The 20490-nt window shown below is 71.5% G+C and carries 20 protein-coding genes; 9 read left to right on the plus strand and 11 right to left on the minus strand.

The genetic code is table 11. The features are described 5' to 3' along the window. Positions 1-15: 15 nt before the first annotated feature. The 3 genes from era to ACZ6IM_RS02845 all read right to left on the minus strand — a co-directional run bounded on the left by era (position 16) and on the right by ACZ6IM_RS02845 (position 2320). A complete protein-coding gene (gene era, locus ACZ6IM_RS02835) occupies positions 16-969 on the minus strand; it encodes a GTPase Era (RefSeq protein ID WP_052838301.1) in 954 nt (317 codons plus the stop codon). A 65-nt stretch (positions 970-1034) separates the two neighbouring features. Next, complete coding sequence (locus tag ACZ6IM_RS02840; RefSeq protein ID WP_469553955.1) at positions 1035-1388, minus strand: cytidine deaminase; 354 nt, start codon at positions 1386-1388, stop codon at positions 1035-1037. Positions 1389-1426: 38 nt separating this feature from the next. After that, positions 1427-2320 carry a helix-turn-helix transcriptional regulator gene (locus ACZ6IM_RS02845; RefSeq protein ID WP_469553957.1) on the minus strand — a complete coding sequence of 298 codons (894 nt, stop codon included), beginning with the start codon at positions 2318-2320 and terminating at the stop codon, positions 1427-1429. A 103-nt stretch (positions 2321-2423) separates the two neighbouring features. Between ACZ6IM_RS02845 and ACZ6IM_RS02850 the strand changes: the two genes are divergently transcribed. Continuing rightward, on the plus strand, positions 2424-3878 hold the full coding sequence (locus ACZ6IM_RS02850) for an MFS transporter (RefSeq protein WP_469553958.1): 1455 nt from the start codon (positions 2424-2426) through the stop codon (positions 3876-3878). On the opposite strand, the gene ACZ6IM_RS02855 is transcribed toward ACZ6IM_RS02850, so the two are convergent. The 7 genes from ACZ6IM_RS02855 to ACZ6IM_RS02885 form a co-directional block, all read right to left on the minus strand. Next, entirely contained in the window at positions 3840-4211 is a 372-nt protein-coding gene (locus ACZ6IM_RS02855; protein ID WP_052838223.1) for an MmcQ/YjbR family DNA-binding protein, read from the minus strand. The two genes, ACZ6IM_RS02850 and ACZ6IM_RS02855, sit on opposite strands and share 39 nt — an antisense overlap. Then, complete coding sequence (locus tag ACZ6IM_RS02860; RefSeq protein ID WP_052838224.1) at positions 4208-5512, minus strand: hemolysin family protein; 1305 nt, start codon at positions 5510-5512, stop codon at positions 4208-4210. The genes ACZ6IM_RS02855 and ACZ6IM_RS02860 overlap by 4 nt, the downstream gene beginning before the upstream one ends. After that, positions 5509-6006: an rRNA maturation RNase YbeY gene (gene ybeY / locus ACZ6IM_RS02865; protein WP_052838225.1), complete on the minus strand. Its 498-nt coding sequence runs from the start codon at positions 6004-6006 to the stop codon at positions 5509-5511. The genes ACZ6IM_RS02860 and ybeY overlap by 4 nt, the downstream gene beginning before the upstream one ends. Positions 6007-6018: 12 nt before the next feature. After that, positions 6019-7098, minus strand: coding sequence for a PhoH family protein (locus tag ACZ6IM_RS02870; protein ID WP_469553961.1), 1080 nt, complete (start codon positions 7096-7098; stop codon positions 6019-6021). Between the two features lie 105 nt (positions 7099-7203). Beyond that, positions 7204-8532 (minus strand): GH1 family beta-glucosidase, encoded by a 1329-nt coding sequence (locus ACZ6IM_RS02875; protein WP_052838227.1) that lies wholly within the window; start codon positions 8530-8532, stop codon positions 7204-7206. A gap of 57 nt (positions 8533-8589) precedes the next feature. Continuing rightward, positions 8590-8856 carry a protealysin inhibitor emfourin gene (locus ACZ6IM_RS02880; RefSeq protein WP_052838228.1) on the minus strand — a complete coding sequence of 89 codons (267 nt, stop codon included), beginning with the start codon at positions 8854-8856 and terminating at the stop codon, positions 8590-8592. Positions 8857-8877: 21 nt separating this feature from the next. After that, positions 8878-9948, minus strand: coding sequence for a M4 family metallopeptidase (locus tag ACZ6IM_RS02885; RefSeq protein WP_052838229.1), 1071 nt, complete (start codon positions 9946-9948; stop codon positions 8878-8880). Positions 9949-10299: 351 nt separating this feature from the next. On the opposite strand from ACZ6IM_RS02885, the gene leuA reads away from it, so the two are divergent. Next, positions 10300-12021, plus strand: a complete 1722-nt coding sequence (gene leuA, locus ACZ6IM_RS02890; RefSeq protein WP_052838230.1) for a 2-isopropylmalate synthase — start codon at positions 10300-10302, stop codon at positions 12019-12021. 184 nt (positions 12022-12205) lie between these two features. Next, the gene (locus tag ACZ6IM_RS02895) at positions 12206-12901 is read left to right on the plus strand and encodes a TerB family tellurite resistance protein (RefSeq protein WP_052838231.1); all 696 of its coding nucleotides are present in this window, start codon (positions 12206-12208) and stop codon (positions 12899-12901) included. A 6-nt stretch (positions 12902-12907) separates the two neighbouring features. On the opposite strand, the gene ACZ6IM_RS02900 is transcribed toward ACZ6IM_RS02895, so the two are convergent. Continuing rightward, positions 12908-13456 carry a GNAT family N-acetyltransferase gene (locus ACZ6IM_RS02900; protein ID WP_052838232.1) on the minus strand — a complete coding sequence of 183 codons (549 nt, stop codon included), beginning with the start codon at positions 13454-13456 and terminating at the stop codon, positions 12908-12910. Between the two features lie 252 nt (positions 13457-13708). Between ACZ6IM_RS02900 and ACZ6IM_RS02905 the strand changes: the two genes are divergently transcribed. The 6 genes from ACZ6IM_RS02905 to ACZ6IM_RS02930 all read left to right on the plus strand — a co-directional run bounded on the left by ACZ6IM_RS02905 (position 13709) and on the right by ACZ6IM_RS02930 (position 20490). Continuing rightward, positions 13709-14482, plus strand: coding sequence for an SCO2525 family SAM-dependent methyltransferase (locus ACZ6IM_RS02905; protein ID WP_052838233.1), 774 nt, complete (start codon positions 13709-13711; stop codon positions 14480-14482). 83 nt (positions 14483-14565) lie between these two features. Continuing rightward, entirely contained in the window at positions 14566-16410 is a 1845-nt protein-coding gene (locus ACZ6IM_RS02910) for an SCO2524 family protein (RefSeq protein ID WP_052838234.1), read from the plus strand. Between the two features lie 2 nt (positions 16411-16412). After that, positions 16413-17330, plus strand: coding sequence for an SCO2523 family variant P-loop protein (locus ACZ6IM_RS02915; protein ID WP_052838235.1), 918 nt, complete (start codon positions 16413-16415; stop codon positions 17328-17330). Then, on the plus strand, positions 17327-18292 hold the full coding sequence (locus ACZ6IM_RS02920; RefSeq protein ID WP_052838236.1) for an SCO2522 family protein: 966 nt from the start codon (positions 17327-17329) through the stop codon (positions 18290-18292). Before ACZ6IM_RS02915 ends, ACZ6IM_RS02920 begins: the two co-directional genes overlap by 4 nt. A 1-nt stretch (position 18293) precedes the next feature. Next, positions 18294-19274, plus strand: a complete 981-nt coding sequence (locus ACZ6IM_RS02925) for an SCO2521 family protein (protein ID WP_052838237.1) — start codon at positions 18294-18296, stop codon at positions 19272-19274. A 100-nt stretch (positions 19275-19374) separates the two neighbouring features. Continuing rightward, positions 19375-20490 (plus strand): hypothetical protein, encoded by a 1116-nt coding sequence (locus ACZ6IM_RS02930; RefSeq protein WP_052838238.1) that lies wholly within the window; start codon positions 19375-19377, stop codon positions 20488-20490.

The following is a 20490-nucleotide window of genomic DNA, read 5'->3' on the forward strand; positions in this document are numbered from 1 at the left end:
GGAGCCCGGGTGCGCTCAGAACCCCAGCCGCCGCAGCTGCTTGGGGTCGCGCTGCCAGTCCTTGGCGACCTTCACGTGCAGGTCGAGGAAGACCGGAGTGCCGAGCAGCGCCTCGATCTGCTTGCGGGACTTGATGCCGACGTCCTTCAGGCGCTTGCCCTTGGGGCCGATGATGATGCCCTTCTGGCTGGGCCGCTCGATGTAGACGTTGGCGTGGATGTCCAGGAGCGGCTTGTCAGCGGGGCGGTCCTCGCGCGGAAGCATCTCCTCGACCACCACCGCGATGGAGTGCGGCAGCTCGTCGCGTACGCCCTCCAGCGCGGCCTCCCGGATCAGCTCGGCGACCATGACCTGCTCCGGCTCGTCGGTCAGGTCGCCCTCGGGATAGAGCGCCGGGCCCTCGGGCAGCAGCGGGGTCAGAAGGTCGGCCAGCAGGTCCACCTGCTGGTTCCCCGTGGCGGACACCGGGACGATCTCCGCCCAGGTGATCCCCAGCTCCTTGCCCAGCTGGTCGATCGCGATCAGCTGCTCGGCCAGCGTCTTGGAGTCCACCAGGTCGGTCTTGGTGACGATCGCGACCTTCGGGGTCTTCCTGATCCCGGCCAGCTCCTTGGCGATGAAGCGGTCCCCGGGGCCCAGCTTCTCGTTCGCCGGCAGGCAGAAACCGATCACGTCCACCTCGGCCCACGTGGTGCGCACCACGTCGTTCAGCCGCTCGCCCAGCAGCGTGCGCGGCTTGTGCAGCCCCGGGGTGTCCACCAGGATCAGCTGGGCGTCCGCACGGTGCACGATCCCCCGCACCGTGTGCCGGGTGGTCTGCGGGCGGTTGGAGGTGATCGCCACCTTCTGCCCGACCAGAGCGTTCGTGAGGGTGGACTTGCCCGCGTTGGGGCGGCCCACGAAGCAGGCGAAGCCGGCCCGGTGAACAGCCTCGGCCGGTTCTTCGGATGACTGGGTACGAACGCTCATGGCGCCCATTGTCCCTGATCCCCGGAGCCCCGCCGTACCACGGTCGCCCGCCGGGCCCGCGAGCGTCAGCCCGCGCTCACCGTGGCACGGACGGTGCCGTCGGGCGCGGCCACCAGGACCGGCGTCCCGGGCCCGCCCAGGTCCCGCACCGCCGCCCGGTCCTCCTCCGACGCCGACCCCGCCTCGGTCACCACGGCCGCCGCCTCCAGCGACTTCGCGCCGGACGCCACCGCCATCGCCACCGCCGTGCGCAGCGCGCTGAGCCGCAGGGAGTCCAGGGCGACCGTGCCGGCGACATAGGTGCGGCCGGTCTCGTCGCGTACGGCCGCGCCCTCGGGCACGCCGTTGCGGGCGCGGGCCGAGCGGGCCAGGGTGACGATCTTGCGGTCCTCGGGGTCGAGGTCGGGAGTCTCGGTCATGGGGTGAGCATACGGAGCCCCGCCGGGCACCCGCCCGCTCACCCCGCCACCGGGTACATCGCCCCGCGCCGGCCCTCCGGCGAGGCCAGCCACTCCAGCTTCGCCGCGGTGTTCGCCTCGTCCAGCGGCGTGTGCAGCACGATCGTCAGATCCGGCCGCGCCGGCACCTGGAGCGCCGTCGACTCCAGGCTCAGCAGGCCGACCAGTGGATGGTCCAGCTCCTTGCGGATCTGCCCCGCGTCCTCGATGTCCCGCTCCTCCCACAGCGCGGCGAACTCGGCACTGGCCTCCTTGAGGTCCGCCAGCACCTGCTGGAAACCCTCGTCGTCCGGATTGGCCGCGCAGGTCGCGCGGAACTGGGCGACGACCGTGCGCGCGTTGCGCTCCCAGTTGCGGGCGCGGGAGCGGTACAGCGGGTCGGTGAAGTAGTCGATGATGCAGTTCCACGTGGTCTCGGGCCGCATGCCCAGCACCATCGCCGCCGCGTCGTTGTACATCACGCAGTTGTAGTACCGGTCCATGATGTGCGCCGGATACGGCATCCACGTGTCGATCAGCCGCCGCAGCCCCTCGCACATGTCCCGCTTCGCCGGCTCCACCTCGGCGGCGGGCGGGTTCAGCCCCGCCAGCACGTACAGGTGGCGGCGCTCGGCGTTGCTGAGCCGCAGCACGCGGCCGACCGCGTCCAGGACCTGCGGGGAGACGGAGATGTCGCGGCCCTGCTCCAGCCACTGGTACCAGGACGCGCCCACCCCCGCGAGCACGGCCACCTCCTCGCGGCGCAGCCCCGGCGTCCGGCGCCGTGCCCCGCCGTCCGGCAGACCGACCTCGGCCGGGGACACCCGCGCCCGGCGGCTCATCAGGAACTCCCGCAGCTCACTGCGGCGCCGGTCCCGCCCGGCGGTCCCGGCCCTCACGATCACGTCCGGCACGTGCGTACTCCCCCCGTAGCCAACCTGCCTGTGCCTGGTGGTGCCACCACCAGAACAATCCACGTCTCCCCACAACTATTCCGGGGGCCCGAGGCTCATGTCCATGGCGATCGACACCACCCCGACTTCCACCCCGGCCCCCGTGGCGAAGCCGTCCGCTCCCCGGCTCTCGCCCCGCGACCGGCTCGTCCTGTTCGTGCTGTGCGCGGCCCAGTTCATGGTCGCGCTCGACTTCTCCGTCCTGAACGTCGCGCTGCCCGTGCTCGGCGCGGACCTCGGCATGAGCACCTCCGCCCTCCAGTGGGCGGTCACCGCGTTCGCGCTGCCGTCCGGCGGGTTCCTGCTGCTCTTCGGCCGCATGGGCGACCTCTCCGGCCGCCGCCGGCTCTTCCTCGCCGGGCTGGCGCTCTTCGGCGCCGCCTCCGTGCTGGCCACCGTCGCCTGGGACCCGGCCTCCTTCCTCGCCGGACGGGCCCTCCAGGGCCTCGGCGCGGCGGCCATCGTCCCGACCGGCATGTCCCTGCTGACGACGACCTTCCCGGAGGGCCCCGCCCGCGACCGGGCCCTCGGCATCTCCGGCACGCTGCTCTCGCTCGGCTTCACCGTCGGCATGGTGGCCGGCGGCGTCCTGACCGACCTGCTGAGCTGGCGCTCCACGATGGGCCTGCTCGCCCTGTTCGCCCTGATCGTGCTGCCCCTGGCCCCGCGCCTGCTGCCCGAATCGCGGACCCCGCAGCGGCCCCGCCTGGACGTCCCAGGCGCGGTCACCGTCACCGGCGGCCTGCTCTTTCTGATCTACGCCCTGACCACGGCCGCCGAGCACGGCTTCGGCCGCACCGACGTCCTGGTCGCCCTCGTCGCGGGCCTGCTGTTCCTGGCCGCCTTCGTGGCCGTGGAGTCCCGCACCCCGGCGCCGCTGGTCTCGCTGCCGATGCTGCGCCGCCGCACGGTGGCCTGGGGCAACCTGGGCGGACTGGTCACCTTCTCGATGATGTCGACGGTCGTCTTCGTCCTCACCCTGTACCTCCAGGAGATCCTGCACCTGAGCGCCTTCGAGACCGGCCTGGTCTTCGGCGTGCAGGGGGTGCTCTCGGTGGTGGCCGGTTCCTGCGCCCCCCGCGTCATCGGCCGGTTCGGCGCCCGCCGCACCCTGGTCGGCGCGCTCGCCGGGCAGGGCCTGCTGGGGCTGCCGCTGCTGGCGACGGGGGAGGGGCGCTGGTCGGTGGTGCTCGCCACGGCCGCCGTGTCGCTCGCCAGCATGTGCCACCTGGGCGCGATCATCTCCTACGGCCTGACCGTCACCTCCGGCGTCCCCGACGAGGAGCAGGGCCTGGCGACCGGCCTGGTCACCTCGACCCAGCAGGTCGGCATCACCGTCGGCATCCCGCTCCTCGGCGTGCTGGCCACCACCGCCACGGACCTGCGCTCCGGCGTCCACACGGTGCTGGTCCTGGACGCGGCGATCGTGCTGGCGGCCGCCGTACTGATCGCGGTGGGGCTGAGGGTGGCCCGGGCGGGCTCAGGGACGGTCGAGGCGGAGCCGGTCGGCGCGCGGTAGCCCGGCGACGACCAGGTCGTACGAGTCCTCGACGAGCTCCCGGACGACCCGGTCCGGGAGCTCGCCGCCGGGTCCGCCGGCCACCGTCACCGTGTTCCAGTGCCGTTTGTTCATGTGCCAGCCCGGGACGACCAGGCCCGGGTGCTCGCGCCGCAGCCGGATCGCGTCGTCCGGGTCGCACTTGAGGTTGACGGTGAGCGGGCGCCCGTCCAGCGAGGTCAGCGCGAACATCTTCCCCAGCACCTTGAAGACGGAGGTCTCCGGGTTGAAGGGGAAGTCCTCCACCGCGGCGTTGAAGGACAGACACAGGTCGCGCAGCTCTGCGGGGGTCATTCCGGGACCGCCTCCTCGGCCGGCTTCGCCGCGGCGACCGGCTCCACCAGCACCGTCACGATCTTGTTCCGGCGGCCCGCGGCGGCCTCCGCCGTCAGCCGCAGCTCCCGGCCGTCGGGCAGCTCGACGATCGAGGAGGCACCGGCGATCGGGACGCGGCCCAGCGCCTTGGCGAGCAGACCGCCCACCGTCTCCACGTCCTCGTCGTCGAACTCCTCCAGGCCGTACAGCTCGCCCAGGTCGCCGATGTCCAGGCGCGCGGTGACCCGGAAACGGTCGCCGCCCAGCTCCTCGACCGGCGGCAGCTCCCGGTCGTACTCGTCGGTGATCTCGCCGACGATCTCCTCCAGGATGTCCTCGATGGTGACGATGCCGGCCGTGCCGCCGTACTCGTCGATGACGACGGCGACGTGGTTGCGTTCCTTCTGCATCTCGCGCAGCAGGTCACCGGCGTTCTTGGTGTCCGGCACGAAGGACGCCGGGCGCATCGCGGTGGAGACGAGGTCGCTCTCCGCGTCCCGGCTGATGTGCGTCCTGCGCACCAGGTCCTTCAGGTACACGATGCCGACGATGTCGTCCTCGCTGTCGCCGGTCACCGGTATCCGGGAGAAACCGGAGCGCAGCGCGAGGGTGAGGGCCTGCCGGATGGTCTTGTAACGCTCGATGACGACGAGGTCGGTGCGCGGCACCATGACCTCCCGCACCAGCGTGTCGCCCAGCTCGAACACCGAGTGCACCATGCGGCGCTCCTCGGCCTCGATCAGGGACTCCTTCTCGGCGTAGTCCACCAGCGCCCGCAGCTCCGCCTCCGAGGCGAACGGGCCCCGGCGGAAGCCCTTGCCGGGGGTGAGCGCGTTGCCGATGAGGATGAGCAGCGACGGGATCGGGCCCATGATCCGGGCCAGCGGCAGCAGCACGTACGCCGCCGCGGTCGCCGTGTTCAGCGGGTGCTGGCGCCCGATGGTGCGCGGGGACACCCCGACGGCGACGTAGGAGAGCAGCACCATCACCGCGATGGCGACGACCAGCGCCTCGCCGGTGCCGTCGAACTGTCGCAGGCAGGCGTACGTGACCAGCGCGGCGGCCGCCATCTCGCAGGCGACGCGGACCAGCAGCGCCACGTTGAGGTAGCGCGTCGGGTCGGCGGCGACCTGGGCGAGCTTCTCGCCGCCCCGGCGCCCGGACCGGACCGCCTCCTCTGCACGGAAGCTGGAGACCCTCGCGAGCCCCGCCTCCGCGCACGCGGCCAGCCAGGCGACCACCACCAGGGCGACGGCGCCGGCGACGAGCGGGAGGCTCATGAGACCGTCGGGGCCGGGGACGGGCCGGTCAGGCCCCTCTCCGCACGCCAGCCGTCCACGATCGCGGCCTGCAGACCGAACATCTCGGCCTTCTCGTCCGGCTCCTCGTGGTCGTACCCGAGCAGGTGCAGCACCCCGTGGACGGTCAGGAGCTGGAGCTCCTCGTCCATGGAGTGCTGCGTCGGCGCCTCGGTGCCCTGCTTGGCGGCGACCTCCGGGCAGAGCACGATGTCGCCGAGCAGCCCCTGCGGCGGCTCGTCCTCGTCCTTGGACGGCGGGCGCAGCTCGTCCATCGGGAAGGACATCACGTCGGTGGGACCCGGCAGGTCCATCCACTGGATGTGCAGCTGCTCCATGGCGCCGGCGTCCACGACGATCACCGAGAGCTCGGAGAGCGGGTGGATGCGCATCCGCGCGAGCGCGTAGCGGGCGATGTCGAGGATCGCCTGCTCGTCGACCTCGGTTCCGGACTCGTTGTTGACGTCGATCGACATGGTCGTGCTGGTCTACTTCCCCTTGGCCTTGGCACCGTTTCTCGGTGTCCGGCCGCCGTTGTGGCCGCCGTTCTCGGTGCCGTTCCTGCTGTCGTACTGCTCGTAGGCGTCGACGATACGGCCCACCAGCTTGTGCCGGACGACGTCGTGCGACGTGAGCCGGGAGAAGTGGACGTCCTCGACGCCCTCCAGGATCTCCTGGACCTGCCGCAGACCCGACTTCGTGCCGCCCGGCAGGTCGACCTGGGTCACGTCACCCGTGATCACGATCTTCGAGTCGAAGCCGAGCCGGGTGAGGAACATCTTCATCTGCTCGGGGCTGGTGTTCTGGGCCTCGTCCAGGATGATGAAGGCGTCGTTCAGCGTGCGGCCGCGCATGTAGGCCAGCGGCGCGACCTCGATCGTGCCCGCCGCCATCAGCCGCGGGATCGAGTCGGGGTCGAGCATGTCGTGCAGCGCGTCGTACAGCGGGCGCAGATACGGGTCGATCTTCTCGTACAGCGTGCCCGGCAGGAAGCCCAGCCGCTCGCCGGCCTCGACCGCCGGGCGGGTCAGGATGATGCGGTTGACCTGCTTGGACTGCAGGGCCTGCACCGCCTTGGCCATCGCCAGGTAGGTCTTGCCGGTGCCCGCCGGGCCGATGCCGAAGACGATGGTGTGCTTGTCGATGGCGTCGACGTAGCGCTTCTGGTTCAGCGTCTTGGGGCGGATCGTGCGGCCGCGCGAGGACAGGATGTTCTGCGTGAGCACCTCGGCCGGGGTCTCCTGGCCGTCGCTCTCCCCGTTCTCGCTCGCCTTGAGCATGGCGATCGAGCGTTCCACTGCGTCCTCCGTCATCGGCTGCCCGGTGCGCAGCACCAGCATCATCTCGTCGAACACGCGCTGTACCAGGGCGACCTCGTGGGTGTCGCCGACGGCGCTGATCTCATTGCCCCGGACGTGGATGTCGGCCGCCGGGAAGGCCTTCTCGATCACGCGCAGGAGGGAGTCTCCGGAGCCCAGTACGGTCACCATGGGGTGCTGGGCGGGGACGCTGATCTGTGCTCTCGCCTGCCCCGGTGCGGGGGCGTGGCCTGAGGGTGTCTGAGTCATGGGCCGGCGCTCTAGGCCTGCTCGTCCTCCTCTGCGGCGTGCGCCGCGTGACGGGTGTGTCTGCTGACTCCAGCGTACGACTCCCCGCCGACAGCACCGAGGGGTTTATCCGACCGGTACCCGCCGCTGCCCGGAGATCAGATCCCGGAACCAGCCGTACGACGCCTTGGGCGTGCGCGCCAGCGTCGTGAAGTCCACGTGGACCAGTCCGAAGCGGCGGGCGTACCCCTCGGCCCACTCGAAATTGTCCAGGAGCGACCACACGAAGTAACCGCGCACGTCCACGCCCGCCTCGATGGCCCGGTGCAGGGCGCGCACGTGCCCGTCGAGGTAGGTGATCCGGTCCCGGTCGTCGAGACCCTCGTAGGAGCAGCCGTTCTCCGTGATCACGACCGGCGGGAGCCGGTCGCCGTAGCGGTCGCGGAAGCCGGTGAGCAGCTCCGTCAGCCCCTCCGGGACCACGGGCCAGCCGAAGTCCGTCAGCGGCCTGCCCTCGATCCCGCGCACCGAGAAGGGCAGTTCCGCCGGGAGCGTCACCCCGCCGAACTCGATCTCCGCGCCCTGCGGGGCACCCACCCGGGTCGGCGCGTAGTAGTTCATCCCGTACCAGTCCAGCGGCTCGGCGATGATCTCCAGGTCGGCGGCGACGGCTTCCGGCGAGCCGGGCATCAGCTCCCCGACGCCCTCCGGGTACCGCCCGGTGAGGACCGGGTCGGCGAACAGGCGGTTCAGCAGGAGGTCGTAGAAGTCCGCCGCCTCCCGGTCGGCCGGGTCGTCGGAGGCGGACCAGGCCGGCCCGTGCGAGTTGGCGATCCCGACGTCCGTGGCGCCGGACGCGCGCAGGGCCCGTACGGCCAGGCCGTGGGCGAGCAGCTGGTGGTGGGCGGCCGGCAGGGCGTCGAACAGCAGCTTGCGGCCGGGCGCGTGGACGCCCAGGGCGTGGCCGAGCAGGGTGTGCTCGGCGGGCTCGTTCAGGGTGATCCACTTGCCGACCCGGTCGCCGAGGCGCCCCGCGACGAGGGACACGTACTCGGCGAACCGGGCGGCCGTGTCCCGCTCCAGCCAGTCCAGGCCCGCCGGCAGGTCCCAGTGGAAGAGCGTCGGGACCGGGCGCACGCCCGCCGCGCACAGCTCGTCCACCAGGCGGTCGTAGAAGTCCAGGCCGCCGGGGGAGTCCACCCGGGGCCAGGAGACCGAGAAGCGGTACGCGTCCACGCCGAGGCCCGCGAGCAGGGCGACGTCCTCGCGGTAGCGGTGGTAGTGGTCGCAGGCCACCGCCGCCGTCGAGCCGTCCTTCACCCGGCCGGGCTCCGCCGTGAAGGCGTCCCACACGGACGGTCCCCGCAGCTCGGCCGCGCCCTCGATCTGGTGCGCGGACGTGGACACGCCCCACAGGAAGCCGTCCGGGAACCGCGGCATCGCGTCAGTGGCCATGCGCGGATCATCCGTACCCCGGGTAAGGGAAGTCAACGCCCGCGCGCACGTGCGGTGTTACGCCCCCTCCTTCAGCACCCGGGAGATCAGCGCGCGCTGCTCGTCCGTCAGCCGCGGATCGGCCGCGTACACCGTCCTCCCGTCCACGGTGAGCTGGTAGCTGAACCCGTCCGGCACCCCGACCGGCGGGGTGCTCCGGCCGCCGGCGACCGCCCGCTCGGCCAGGGCGTGCCACTCGTCCGCGTCGGGGCGTCCCGCGGTCTCGACCTCCGCGTGGCGTTCGATGCCCGCGAAGCCTCCTGTGCGCCTCACCTGAATCCGCATGGACCCGTGTCTAGTACGGAACTACAGCGTCCGCACCCCCACCTGCTCCCAGGCCTTGCGCACCGCCTCCAGCTCGTCCGCGTCGCCGTAGCGCTCCCGGGCGGCCTTCAGCGTCAGCGTCGCGAAGTCCGTGAACAGGGCGTCCTCGGCCAGCTCGCCGCCGGTCAGCACGTCGTACCAGATCTGCCCGGCCCGCTCCCAGGCATGTCCGCCGAGCGCGGTGGCGAGCAGGTAGAAGGCGTGGTTGGGAATGCCGGAGTTGATGTGCACGCCGCCGTTGTCGCGGCCGGTGCGCACGAAGCCGTCCATCGTCGCGGGCTGCGGGTCCTTGCCGAGCACGTCGTCGTCGTAGGCCGTGCCGGGTGCCTTCATGGAGCGCAGCGCCTCGCCCGTCACGCGCGGGGCGAGCAGCCCGGCGCCGATCAGCCAGTCGGCCTCGGCGGCGGTCTGGCCCTGCGCGTACTGCTTGACGAGGGAGCCGAAGACGTCGGACACCGACTCGTTGAGGGCGCCGGGCTGGCCGTAGTAGGTCAGGTTGGCGGTGTACTGGGTGACGCCGTGGGTCAGCTCGTGGCCGATCACGTCGAGGGCGACGGTGAAGTCGAGGAAGATCTCCCCGTCCCCGTCGCCGAAGACCATCTGCTCGCCGTTCCAGAACGCGTTGTTGTACTCGCGGTCGTAGTGCACGGTCGCGGTCAGGGGCAGGCCGGCGCCGTCGACGGAGCTGCGCCGGTACGCCTTGAGGAAGTGCTCGAAGGTGGCGCCCAGGCCCGCGTAGGCGCGGTTCACGGTGGCGTCCTGGCCGGGCTCCTCGCCCTCGCCGCGCACCTTGCGGCCGGGCAGGTCGGTGCCGTGCCGGGCGTCGTAGACCGTGCGGTGCGGCTGCTCGGCGTCGGCGCCGGCGGGCGGGGCCACGGCGGCGGCGCCGATGACCGTGGTCAGGCCGCGGCGGGTGCGTTCGGCGGCGTCGCGCTGGAGGGTGCGGCGGGCGGGCCCGGCCACCACCGGGTCCTCGTTCCGGGCGAGCCGGTCGAGGACGTGGGGCGGCACGATGGTGCAGAAGACGGGCTGGAAGCCCCCGTATGTCGTCATGTCCGGCACTTTCGCACTGTGTGATCGGGCTGTCACCCCTCGCAACCACGATTGGTGCAAAGCGGGGCCAAGGTGCCCCCGTGGCCCCGCCGGGAGTGGTATACGGCACTTTTTGTCCCGGTTCTCCCCTCGGTCCCGCATACTGATACGGACCCGCGTGACCCGCGTGACTCGGCTAAGGTGCTGGGCATCATGCGATTCGGGCTGCTTCTCCTTAGCTGCCGCGGCGAGGGCCTGTAGAGGCCGACTCCCTCCCCGCGGAGCTTGGTGGTGCCGTCGGCCGTCCTTCCGGACACGCGGACGTCGCGGACACCGCCAAGACCGCGGACATCACGAGGAGCCCACGCCATCATGGCCAACCGCCAGCAGCCCAGCCCCATGCCGACCGCCAAGTACCGAGGCTACGAACAGGTCGACATCGCCGACCGCACCTGGCCGGACCAGCGGATCACCACCGCCCCCCGCTGGCTCTCCACCGACCTGCGCGACGGCAACCAGGCCCTGATCGACCCCATGTCGCCGGTCCGCAAGCGCGCCATGTTCGACCTGCTGGTCAAGATGGGCTACAAGGAGATCGAGGTCGGCTTCCCGGCCTCCGGCCAGACCGACTTCGACTTCGTACGGTCCATCATCGAGGACCCGGACGCCATCCCGGACGACGTCACCATCTCCGTACTGACCCAGGCCCGCGAGGACCTGATCGAGCGCACGGTGGAGTCCCTGAAGGGTGCCAGGCGGGCCACCGTCCACCTGTACAACGCGACCGCCCCGGTCTTCCGCCGGGTCGTCTTCCGCGGCTCCCGCGACGACATCAAGCAGATCGCGGTCGACGGCACCCGCCTGGTCATGGAGTACGCCGAGAAACTGCTGGGCCCGGAGACGGAGTTCGGCTACCAGTACTCGCCGGAGATCTTCACCGACACCGAGCTGGACTTCGCGCTGGAGGTCTGCGAGGCGGTGATGGACACCTACCAGCCCGGTCCCGGCCGCGAGATCATCCTCAACCTGCCCGCCACGGTGGAGCGTTCCACGCCGTCCACGCACGCCGACCGCTTCGAGTGGATGGGCCGCAACCTGTCCCGCCGCGAGCACGTCTGCCTGTCCGTCCACCCGCACAACGACCGCGGCACGGCGGTGGCTGCGGCCGAACTGGCGCTGATGGCCGGCGCCGACCGCATCGAGGGCTGCCTGTTCGGGCAGGGCGAGCGCACCGGCAACGTCGACCTGGTCACCCTGGGCATGAACCTGTTCTCCCAGGGCGTCGACCCGCAGATCGACTTCTCCGACATCGACGAGATCCGTCGCACGTGGGAGTACTGCAACCAGATGGAGGTCCACCCGCGCCACCCGTACGTGGGCGACCTGGTCTACACGTCCTTCTCCGGCTCCCACCAGGACGCCATCAAGAAGGGCTTCGACGCCATGGAGGCCGACGCGAAGGCCAAGGGCGTCACCGTCGACGACATCGAGTGGGCGGTCCCCTACCTGCCGATCGACCCCAAGGACGTCGGCCGCTCCTACGAGGCGGTCATCCGGGTCAACTCGCAGTCGGGCAAGGGCGGCATCGCCTACGTCCTGAAGAACGACCACAGCCTGGACCTGCCGCGCCGGATGCAGATCGAGTTCTCCAAGCTCATCCAGGCCAAGACCGACGCCGAGGGCGGCGAGATCACGCCGACGGCGATCTGGGAGGTCTTCCAGGACGAGTACCTGCCCAACCCGGACAACCCCTGGGGCCGCATCCAGGTGGCCAACGGGCAGACCACGACCGACCGCGACGGCGTCGACACCCTCACCGTCGAGGCCACGGTCGACGGCACCGAGACCACCCTGGTCGGCACCGGCAACGGCCCGATCTCGGCGTTCTTCCACGCGCTGCAGGGCGTCGGCATCGACGTACGGCTGCTGGACTACCAGGAGCACACGATGAGCGAGGGCGCCTCCGCGCAGGCCGCCTCCTACATCGAGTGCGCCATCGGCGACAAGGTGCTGTGGGGCATCGGAATCGACGCGAACACCACGCGCGCCTCGCTGAAGGCCATCGTCTCCGCCGTCAACCGCGCGGCCCGCTGACCAGCCGAATCAGCGGTTTGAGGTCCCGTCCGCCGGAAACCGGTGGGCGGGACCCCGTCATATACCGGCCATATATCTGTGATGGTCACGGAAAGGTCTCGTCCTGGGTACTGACTCCACGTCGGTGATGTGGCTAACATCACGCCAGCGCGACGATGCTGTCGCGCCGTTACGGAGGTGCGACGTGCTGCCTGGACGGGAACGAACCAGCCGAGCTGTCCGGCTGCCACGCATCCTGGGCACCCGCACCGCGTGGACGCCCGTCGGCGACGGCGAGTTCTTCTGCCCCGGCTGCGGCGGCGACCGCAACTACACGCGGCTCACCGGCCGCCGCCGGTTCACCCTGCTCGGCGTGCCCGTGCTGCCCCGCGGCGAGTCCGCGCCCACCGTGGAGTGCGCGGCCTGCCGCCGCCACTACGGCACCGACGTCCTCGACCACCCGACCACCACCCGCTTCTCCGCGATGCTCCGCGACGCCGTCCACACCGTCGCCCTCGCGGTCCTCACCGCGGGCGGCACCTGCTCCCGCACCTCGCTGGAGACCGCGACCGTCGCGGTGCGCGCGGCCGGCTTCGAGGACTGCACCGAGGACCAGCTGAACGCGCTCGTCGAGGCGCTGGAGGCGGACACCGGGCGGGTCCGGGGCGAGCCGTGCGTGCCGGGCCTGGCGATAGAACTGCACGAGGCGCTCGACCCGCTGGCACCGCACCTCGCGGCCGTCGGCCGCGAGTCGATCCTGCTCCAGGGTGCCCGCATCGCCCTGGCCGACGGCCCCTACACCCCCGCCGAACGCGACGCGCTGGCCACCGTCGGCGCGGCCCTGACCATCTGCTCCGACGACGTGGCCCGCCTCCTGGAGTCGGCGGGCACGCCCTCCTAGAGCGGATCAAGGACCCCCGGGGAGGTCCAGCCGCATGATCTGGCGGTGCATGCCCGGGCCGAAGTAGTCCGGACGCAGGCCGCCGTCGGGTTCCTCGGGGCGGAAGCCCAGGGAGCGGTAGAGGAAGATGGCGGCGAGGTTGGCGGGTTCCACGGTGAGGCGGACCACCTGTATGCCGTCGCGGCGCAACCGGCTCAGGACCTCCCGCATCAGCTCCCGGCCCAGCCCGTGGCGGCGCCGGTCCTGGGTCACGCACAGCCCGAGTACCCAGCTGTCCGCGCCGAGCGTCCGGGTGGCGGCCAGCACGTAGCCGCGCAGCCGGCCCGTGCCGTCGTCGAGGACCAGGAAGTGCTCCTCGTACATGTCGAAGAGCTGGCGCAGCAGGAAGCCGGGATAGGCGAAGTCCTGGAAGACCTCCTCGTCCAGCCGCCGCAGCTCCGGCAGGTCCGACTCCCGTGCCGTGCGCAGGTCCAGTGACAGGTCGTCCGGTGGCAGGCCGGGGCGGGTGAGCCGGTCGTGGTGGTCGAGGGAACGTTCCAGCGGTTCGGCGGTCATGCAACCCCCTGGTCAGACTGCGTCAACTCGTGGACACCCGCCCCGCTCACGATCGAGTGACGGACTCATGTGGCGGCCGGTGTCGGCTTCTGGCTAGAGTGAGCGTCCAACTTCCCTCATGCAAGGGCGAGTTCGGGTGTGCGACCATGCGCCCGACGTGCGCCGGGCGGATGAGGATGGCGTATTCACCCACTGTTTCGTAGTGGCCGGGTCACTTACCGTGAACGGTAGTGGGGGTTTGTCCGAATTCGAATGGAACGTGGCAGGGTGACTATGGATCGCAACGCCGACGCGCCTTGGTCGAAGTTCGATCCAGAGGTGTACGTCGACAACAACTACCGGACGCCGCTCGAAGTCGACTTGCTGATCGTCCGGTTGATGCGCGACTACTTCACCCGCTGCTTCGAGGGAACCCCTCCGCGCTCGGTGCGCGGCATCGACGTCGGCGCAGGCGCGAACCTGTACCCCGCCCTGTCCATGCTGCCCTGGTGCGAGAAGCTGCTCCTGCTGGAGTACGCGCGTCCGAACGTCGAATACCTGGAGAAGCAGATCTCCCCGGCCGGTTACGACATCGCCTGGGACCCCTTCTGGGACGTGCTGCGCGAGGCCCCGGCCTACGCCGCCGTGGAGCCCAGGCCACGGGTCGGCGAGGTCGTCCGCGTGGAGCGGGGCAACCTGTTCGACCTGGAGGGCGGGGACCGGCGCTGGTCGCTGGGGACCATGTTCTTCGTCGCCGACTCCATGTCCGAGGCGCCCGAGGAGTTCCACCGGGGCGTGCGCTGCTTCATGAGCGCGCTCGGCGAGGGGGCGCCGTTCGCCGCCGCCTTCATGAAGGAGTCCGTCGGCTACCGCGTCGGCGCACACGACTACCCGGCCTACCGGGTGAACGAGGAAACGGTCGCACTGAGCCTGGAGCCGTTCACCGGGGAGCTGGAGATCCACGATCTGCACCACTCGGTGCGGCCGGGGCACGAGGGAATGCTCCTCGCCCTGGGACGGCGCAATTCGGCGATTGCCGCCCCGTAGGAACGGGGACATGCTCAACGGGGACCATCGCAACGGGGACATGCCGAACACAGGGCAACGAGGTCTGTACGAGGGGTGCGGGGATGCAGATCAAGCCACGCCAGCACCTGCTGGACATCTGGCAGGCCATGGCCCGTCATTCGTTCGACGACGGCAAGCTCGTCCGGGGGGACACCGACGGAATGAGCAGCGTCGCGGACGCCGAGCGCCTGCTCTGCCTGCTGTATCCGGCCACCGAGGTCCCCGCCTTCCGTCTCGACCAGCCGGACACCACCGAACGTGACGTCCTGCGCGCCCTCGAACGGGTCGGCAGCCGGCTGGAGATCCCGCCCAACCTGATCGCCGCGCTGACCCAGTTCATGCGCACCCACACCGGCACCGACGACAGCCCCACCTTCTCCGGCGGCCACTACTTCCGCCCCTCCGAGCCCGGCGGCACGGTCAGCCACGAACAGCGCCAGCTGGGCGTGGTCGACTCCTACTCCATGTCCGTCACGCTCTGCCTGGCCACCCTCGGCTTCCTCAAGGTCTACGAGGGCACCACCACCCGGCCCGAGGTCCTCAAGGCCATCGCCGAACTGCGGGAGGCCACCAACGCCCGGCTGACCTCCGCGATGGTCAGCCTGCTGCGGTCCTTCTCCGTGAACGTCTTCGACGCCGAGTCGGAGCAGGGCAAGCGCCTGATCCAGGTCATCGGCCAGGGCGGACAGTCCGACCGGATCGTCCTCCAGCAGTTCTCCCGCCGGTTACGCCCGCTGCGCGCCACCATCATCGAGAGCCTGTCGCGGGGCATCCAGGTCGACGAGGGCATCCGCGACGAGAGCCAGCTCTTCGAGTGCGGCTGGGCCTGGGGCATCGTCAAGGACGCCCCGAAGATCACCGACCTGACCGTGGACGTCCCCGGCCAGCCCGACGGCATCGCCGACCGGCTGCCCTACGTGTACTTCACCGTCGTCGCCCTCGACGGCATCCAGGACCTGTTCTCCGACCGCACCCTCACCCTCGGCCTGCTCGACGAGGACCAGCAGAAACTCGCCGAGATGCTCCGCCTGCGCTGGGAGCTGAGCCAGCAGTACTGGTCCGCGATCGCCCGCTTCGGCGGCGAGCGCTGGCCCCTGGAGGACCTGCCCTGGCAGACCACCGGCCTGCGCCTGGAGTCCGAGTACTTCTCCCTGACCGTCGCGGCCATCCTGGTCCACGACCTGGTCCGCCGGAAGGCGACCGACGACGACCTCACCCGCACCGTCGCCATCATGGAGCGCCTCGCCGACCGGGGCCGGGTCACCAGCCGCATGACCAAGAACGACCCGACCCTCCTGCTGCACACCCCCGGCGTCACCATGCCGCTCGCCGGGTCCGAGCGCGCCGGCGGCCAACTCCTGTGGCGGATGACCGACTTCTCCGCCCAGCTCCTCAAGCGGATCATCCAGCTCGCCGAACTCTCCAGGAACATCGGCGCCCAGGACCGACTGCTCCGCCTCGCCGAGCAGTCCTTCGAACACCTGTGGAAGCGGCGCATCGACGAGGACGAGGGCGCCGGCCTCTGGGACAACATCCGGGCCGTCTACCCCGAGGCCCAGGACGCCGGACTGCGCATGTCCTGGAGCATCACCGAGCGCGTCACCGAATGCCTCGTCGCCGCCCGCATCCTCTACGAGCAGGAGCCCATCCGCAGCCCCGAACTCGCCGAACTGGCCCGGGAACTGCTCAGCGAGGCCACCCACCTGTTCGGCAGGGAGCAACTGGAGGCGTCCACCGCGGCCGACGGGAGCAGAGCCAGGGCCATGCGGAGCATCGAGAGCCGCCTCGACCACGCCCGCAGCCTCGTCGACGAACGGCCCGCGACCGCCTTCGCCCTGGCCCTGCCCGTGCTCCAGGAACTCGACACCCTGGCCCAGGCCAGGGGCGCCGCCGCCCAGGAGGTGTGAGCGTGCTGGTCTTCGCCGCCTCCGACAAGGGAGGCACCGGACGCTCGGTGACCAGCGCCAACCTGGCCTACCAGCGGGCCCTCACCGGTGACCACGTGGCCTACGTCGACTTCGACTTCGGCTCGCCCACCGCCGCCGCCGTCTTCGACGTGCCCAGCGCCATGCGCGGCACCGAGGAGCACGGCCTGCACTCCTACCTGGAGGGCGAGACCGCCGAACCGGTCCGGATCGACGTCTGGCGGCAGACCGAGCACCCCCTGCTGCGCGCCCGCCCCAACCAGTCCGGCCGCCTGGTCCTCTTCCCCGGCGACGCCGGCGGCGGCGAGTTCGCCACCGGCGAGGAGGCCCTGGAGCGCTGCGTCGACCTGCTGCTCAAGCTCAACGGCGAGTTCGACGTCACCTTCGTCGACCTCAGCGCCGGCCGCAGCTACGCCGTCGACATGGTCCTCGACGCCACCGCCCACCCCCGGATGCGCAACATCCCCTTCCGCTGGCTGGTGTTCCACCGCTGGACCCGCCAGCACGTGATCGCGGCCTCCGGACTCGTCCACGGCGAGCACGGCATCATCGGCGGCGGCGTCGAGCGCGGCCACGACGAGGACGCCCTGCGCGCCGCGATCCGCTTCGTACGGGCCGCCGTGCCCGACCCGGAGTCGCCCCTGTGGTCCCACGGCTCCACCGCCCAGGCCACCTGGATGCAGGCGTGCGACGAGGCGCTGCGCCGGCTCGCCGCCGAACAGCGCATCGGCGACAGCGTCGTCCTCGGCATCGTGCCGCTGGAACCCATCCTCCAGTGGCAGGAGCAGCTGATCACTGAGGAAGACGTCCTCTCCACCCAGATAGCCAACAAGGAGACCCTGGAGGCGCTGGAGGAGATCGCCCGGCGCCTGACGGACGACACCCACTGGGGGCGGCTGTGACGGAGCCCGTGTTCCGCGAGACGGCCGCCGAGCCGCGCACCCAGTCCGTGCCGCTGGCCCACCTCTCCGTGGAGCTGGGCCACCTCTACATGGAGGACTTCGAGGCCGGTCCCGAACGGCTGCGCGCGCACTTCGCCGAAGTACGGCCCTGGGTGGAGGCGGCCCGCACCGCCGCCACCGCCCGGGCCGGCGGCAAGCGGGCCCGGATCAGCACCTGCTTCCTGATCGACGACTACTTCACCCGCTTCTCCACCCCCGCCGAGGTCGTCCCGATGCTCCTCGCCGAGGCCGAGCGGGCCGGACTGACCGTCGACTACCTGGCCCGCGAGTCCGGCTGCGCCGTCACCGGCAAGGTGCCCGTCGCCGAGGCGGTCGCCGCCCGCATCGTCGAGTCGCCGCCGCCCGGCAGCTACGGTCTGCGCCCGCCCGCCGCGCAGACCGGCTGGCTCGCCAACGGCGAACGCAGCCCCGTAGCCCGCGCCCCGCAGGCCATGAAGCGGGCCGTGGCCTGGCAGCCCCCGCACGAGACCGCCGCCCGCCGCCACTCCGTCTTCCTCGACGTCGAGCTGTGGAGCGACGACGCCGACGGGCAGCGCACCTGGTCCTGCCCCTTCCTCGCCGCCGTGTGGCAGCTCGCCCGCCTCGGACTCCTGCGCAACGAGGGCGAGGCCGTCCTCGCCCCCCAGCCGCACACCGCCACCGGCTTCCCCGACAAGTGGGACGAGCTGCCCACCCTGCTCAAGCTCAACGAACGCGCCGACCCCTTCGCCGCCTACCGCACGTGCTCCGTCCTGCCCACCCGCTTCCTCCCCGTCGAGCACGCCGTCCGCGTGATCCTCGACCAGATCGAGGTCGACCCGGGAGCGCTGGCACAGGTCGCCGACCGCTCCGGGAAGGAACGCATGGCCGTCCCCGACTCGGTCGCCGACCGCATCTCCTACGTGTACTACGCGGGGCCCTGACATGGCGCCGCGGCAGAGCACCCCGCCCGCCGTCCTCGCCTGCGGCGAGATCCGCACCTGCCTGCTGCCCGCCCGGCAGGCCCTCGACATCCGTTCCGCCGCCCAGCTCCTCGGCCTGCGCGCCGACGAACGCGTCCTGCTCTCCGAGCGTCCCGGCCTCTACGCGCGTTCCCCCGAGACCCTCACCGGCGTCGACTGCCCCCTGCCCAGCGCCAACGGGGCCCGCGTCCGCGCCGTCGGCACCGTCACCGCGCACGCCTCGCTCACCGAGGGCCGCGTCCTGCAGACCTCCGCGCACTGCCGCCTGCCCGGCACCGGACCCGACCAGCGGCGGCCCTGGGGCGAGTACCTGGTGCGGCCCGGAGTCGTCGAACCGCTCGGCAAGCTCCCCCACGAGGCGGTCGCGCAGGGCGTCCTGGGCGGCCCGCGCCACGGCGACCTGGACGTCGGACTCATCGCCGACGGCCTGCTCACCCGAGTGCTGCGCCACCCCCTGCTCGACCAGCGCCCGCCCTTCCGCTCCCGCCCCACCCGGCTGCGCTGGGCGGCCCTGCCCGCGGCACCCGGCGAAGGCCCCTCGCTGGAGCGGTTCACCCTCGCCGAGGACGAGCTGCGCACCGTACGCCTGCGGGTGCCCGAGGGCACCACCGGCGCCGAACTCGCCGCCCTCTGCGACGACCTCGCCCTGCACGACTGGCTGCTCACCACCGTCGTCCGGATGCTCGACGGCCTCCGCCTCGGCGCCGGAGCCGCCCAGGACGCCGGCGCCGTCGTACGGACGCTGCGCCCGGCCGTCGACCACCTGCTCCACCTGTGGATGCCCGGCGCCCGGGCCGGCCGTGAACTGGCCGCGCTGTGGGACCCCCTGGAGGAGCGGCCCGGCTTCACCCGGCAGTGGCAGGCCCTGGTGCAGCGCATCCGCGACCAGCTCACCCTGCACGCCATTCCCGCGGCGCACCGGGAGGTGGAACCGGCTCCCTGACCGAGCCTCGCCGGTCCGGCACGCGCACCACCGCAGGCCCGTCACCGCACGCACATCCCCGCACGATCCGACGCGTATCCCAACGGGGGGAGAGAGCGAGATGAGCACGGCACAGTCACCCCGGCCCGACGACACACCCCGCACGACCAACCCGATCGACCCGAGGGGGGAGTCCCCCTGGGCCCGCATGCTGCTGGTCGCCCTGGTCGTCGGCGGTCTCTTCTGGAGTGTCGCGGCCCTGCTGGACCCGGACGACGGCACCCTGCGGCAGTTCCTGGCCGCCGTGCTCTGCGCCGCCGCCGCGCTGGCCGTCCAGTACGTCCTCGGCCTGGCCCCGCGCCCGGCTCCGGACCGGCTGGAGGAGCACACCCGGCGGGTGGAGGACGCGCTGGCCGAGAACACCGCCGCCGTGCGCGACGGTCTCAGCCGGTACGACACCGAGCTGAAGTCGGGCCTGACCCGGCACACCGAGGACGTCAAGCAGCTGGTCGAGACCCATGTCACCCAGGCCGACCACCGGACCGCCGAGGCCGCGCGCACACTGGACCCGGTCCGTATCGACAGCGTGCCCGACCTGGCCAAGGGCTTCGCCGACGTCCTGCTGCCCAGCCCGTCCATCCTGCACACCTTCGTCCACATGGAGATGAACCGGGTGGTCGGTCACATGGCGGATCTCACCAACCTGAGCGCCGAGTGCCCCGGCGAGAACCACGACTGGATGCTCACCCTCACCAAGGCGGCCGAGCAGTCCATTCTCGCCACCAGCACCTCCGTCGACCGGGAGTTCTGGACCAGCGAGCCCGCCGGGCGCTACCTCGACGCCCAGCAGGCGGCCATCGACGAACAGGGCGTCGCGGTGCGCCGCCTGTTCCTGCTGGAGAGCGCCCGCGAACTCGACGACCGGCTGCTGCGCCTGTGCGAGGAGCAGGAGCTGCGCCGCATCGACGTCCGCGTGGCGGTCCTGCCGGAACTGCCCCCGCACCTCCAGCGCGGCACCACCAACGACTTCATCCTCTACGACGAGGAGGTGTCGTTCGAGATCGAGCAGGACCTGCGGGACGTCAACGTCCGCACCCGGCTCACCGCGCGCCAGGACTACGTACGGGACCGGCTCAAGCGCTTCAGGGAGCTCTGGGACGCGGGCATGGGCCTGCGCGAACTCGAGGTACGCGTCGACGACGAGGAGGACGGCAACTGGATGGTCGACCGGGCCTGA

Source organism: Streptomyces sp. NPDC042336 (assembly GCF_055581985.1).